At 50.3% G+C, this 2,791-nt stretch carries 1 rRNA gene; it reads right to left on the bottom strand.

From position 1 onward, the window contains the following. Positions 1 to 11 precede the first annotated feature (11 nt). Positions 12 to 2,791 (bottom strand): 23S ribosomal RNA (locus BLW60_RS16135); the annotation flags it as partial.

Here is a 2,791-nt window from a genome sequence, read left to right as displayed (position 1 = left end):
TTCAGAAGTAAAAAGGAAAAGCCCTCGACCGATTAGTACTCGCAAGCTGAACGTGTCACCACGCTTACACTTTGAGCCTATCAAACTCATAGTCTTTGAGAGGTCTTACTCTTACGAAGGGATATCTTATCTTAAGGTCGGCTTCACGCTTAGATGCCTTCAGCGTTTATCCGTTCCGCACTTAGCTGCCCAGCTGTGCCATTGGCATGACAACTGGTGCACCAGCGGTGCGTCCATCCCGGTCCTCTCGTACTAGGGACAGCTCCTTTCAAATATCCTACGCCCACGACAGATAGGGACCGAACTGTCTCACGACGTTCTGAACCCAGCTCGCGTACCGCTTTAATTGGCGAACAGCCAAACCCTTGGGACCGAATTCAGCCCCAGGATGCGATGAGCCGACATCGAGGTGCCAAACCTCCCCGTCGATGTGGACTCTTGGGGGAGATCAGCCTGTTATCCCCAGGGTAGCTTTTATCCGTTGAGCGACGGCATTTCCACTCACATACCGCCGGATCACTAACTCCAACTTTCGTTACTGCTCGACCCGTCAGTCTCGCAGTTAGGCTCGCTTTTGCGTTTACACTCAAAAGCATGGTTTCCATCCATGCTGAGCGAACCTTTGAGCGCCTCCGTTACCTTTTAGGAGGCGACCGCCCCAGTCAAACTGCCCACCTAACAATGTCCCCTGACTTGATTCAAAGCCACAGGTTAGAATTCCAGCACCTCAAGAGTGGTATCCCAAGGTCGACTCCATAAAGGCTGACGCCCTTACTTCCCAGTCTCCCACCTATCCTGTACATGAAATACCGAAATTCAATATTAAGCTACAGTGAAGCTCCATGGGGTCTTTCCGTCTAGTCGCGGGTAACCGGCATCTTCACCGGTACTACAATTTCGCCGGGCGGGTTGTTGAGACAGTGCCCAAATCGTTACACCATTCGTGCGGGTCAGAACTTACCTGACAAGGAATTTCGCTACCTTAGGACCGTTATAGTTACGGCCGCCGTTTACCGGGGCTTCAATTCAGAGCTTGCACTCCTCCTCTTAACCTTCCGGCACCGGGCAGGTGTCACCCCATATACGTCATCTTTCGATTTAGCATAGAGCTGTGTTTTTGCTAAACAGTCGCTTGGGCCTATTCTCTGCGGCTCTTATAGAGCACCCCTTCTCCCTAAGTTACGGGGTCAACTTGCCGAGTTCCTTAACAACCCTTCTCCCGTTGGCCTTAGAATCTTCTTCCTGTCTACCTGTGTCGGTTTGCGGTACGGGCTCCATCTTCTATACACACAGCTTTTCTCGCCTTCTTCCAAGTTTACTTCCCGCTCATTCGCAGTCCCTTACGACCGAGGCAACCAACGCTCGGCTAAACCCTTCAAAAGTGTCCCTGTGCTTAAATCTATGGAGGCTACGGAATTTCTACCGTATGTGCATCGGCTACGCCTTTCGGCCTTACCTTAGCTCCCGGCTTACTAGAAGCGGACGAACCTTCCTTCTAAAACCTTAGACTTTCGGCCATTATGATTCTCACATAATTCTCGCTACTCATTCCGGCATTCTCACTTGTATGAAGTCCACCAGTGCTTCCGCTCTGACTTCGCCCCTCATACAACGCTCCCCTACCCCTGTACATTGCTGTACAAGCCCAAGCTTCGGTATAGATTTTAGCCCCGTTGAATTTTCGGCGCAGAGTCACTCGACCAGTGAGCTATTACGCACTCTTTTAATGAGTGGCTGCTTCTAAGCCAACATCCTGGTTGTCTATGCAACTCCACATCCTTCTCCACTTAAATCTATTTCGGGACCTTAGCTGTGGGTCTGGGCTGTTTCCCTTTTGACCACGAGACTTATCTCACGTAGTCTGACTGCTGTACATCAATTATCCGGCATTCTTAGTTTGATATGGTTCAGTAACCTCTCGGCCCCTAGCCAATTCAGTGCTTTACCTCCGGTAATCTAATACAACGCTAGCCCTAAAGCTATTTCGGGGAGAACCAGCTATATCCGGGTTCGATTGGAATTTCTCCGCTAGCCACACCTCATCCGCCACCTTTTCAACGGGGGTCGGTTCGGCCCTCCATGGAGCTTTACCTCCACTTCAGCCTGGACATGGCTAGGTCACCCGGTTTCGGGTCTATGGCATACAACTTGTCGCCCTATTAAGACTTGCTCTCGCTTCGGCTCCACACCTTAAGTGCTTAACCTTGCTGCATACCATAACTCGCCGGACCATTCTACAAAAGGTACCATATCACACGTTAATGTGCTCTATGTGCTTGTAAGCACAGGGTTTCAGGTTCTCTTTCACTCCCCTCCCGGGGTTCTTTTCACCTTTCCTTCACAGTACTTATTCTCTATCGGTCATTGGGTAGTATTTAGGCTTGGAGGGTGGTCCCCCCGACTTCCCACCGGGTTTCACGTGTCCGGCGGTACTCTGGATCCTGCTCGCTGTTTTTGAATTTCGCCTACGCGACTCTCACGCTCTCTGATCACTTTTCCCAAAGTGTTCGGCTATCCTCTAACAATACTAAATGCAGTCCGTAACCCCATAAGAATTGCTTCCTATGGTTTGGCCTCTTTCCCGTTCGCTCGCCACTACTTAGGAAATCTCGGTTGATTTCTCTTCCTCGCCCTACTTAGATGTTTCAGTTCAGGCGGTTTCCCTCGTATACCTATTTTATTCAGTATACGATAGCTGAGGTTTGCTCAGCTGGATTGCTCCATTCGGAAATCTGCGGATCAATGTGTACTTACCACTCCCCGCAGCTTATCGCAGTTAATCACGTCCTTC

This window comes from Ruminococcus flavefaciens (assembly GCF_900108555.1).
GTDB classification, from domain to species: domain Bacteria; phylum Bacillota; class Clostridia; order Oscillospirales; family Ruminococcaceae; genus Ruminococcus; species Ruminococcus flavefaciens_P.
The sequence above is the reverse complement of the archived record's forward strand: the minus strand, read 5'-3'. Positions and strand labels throughout refer to the sequence as shown.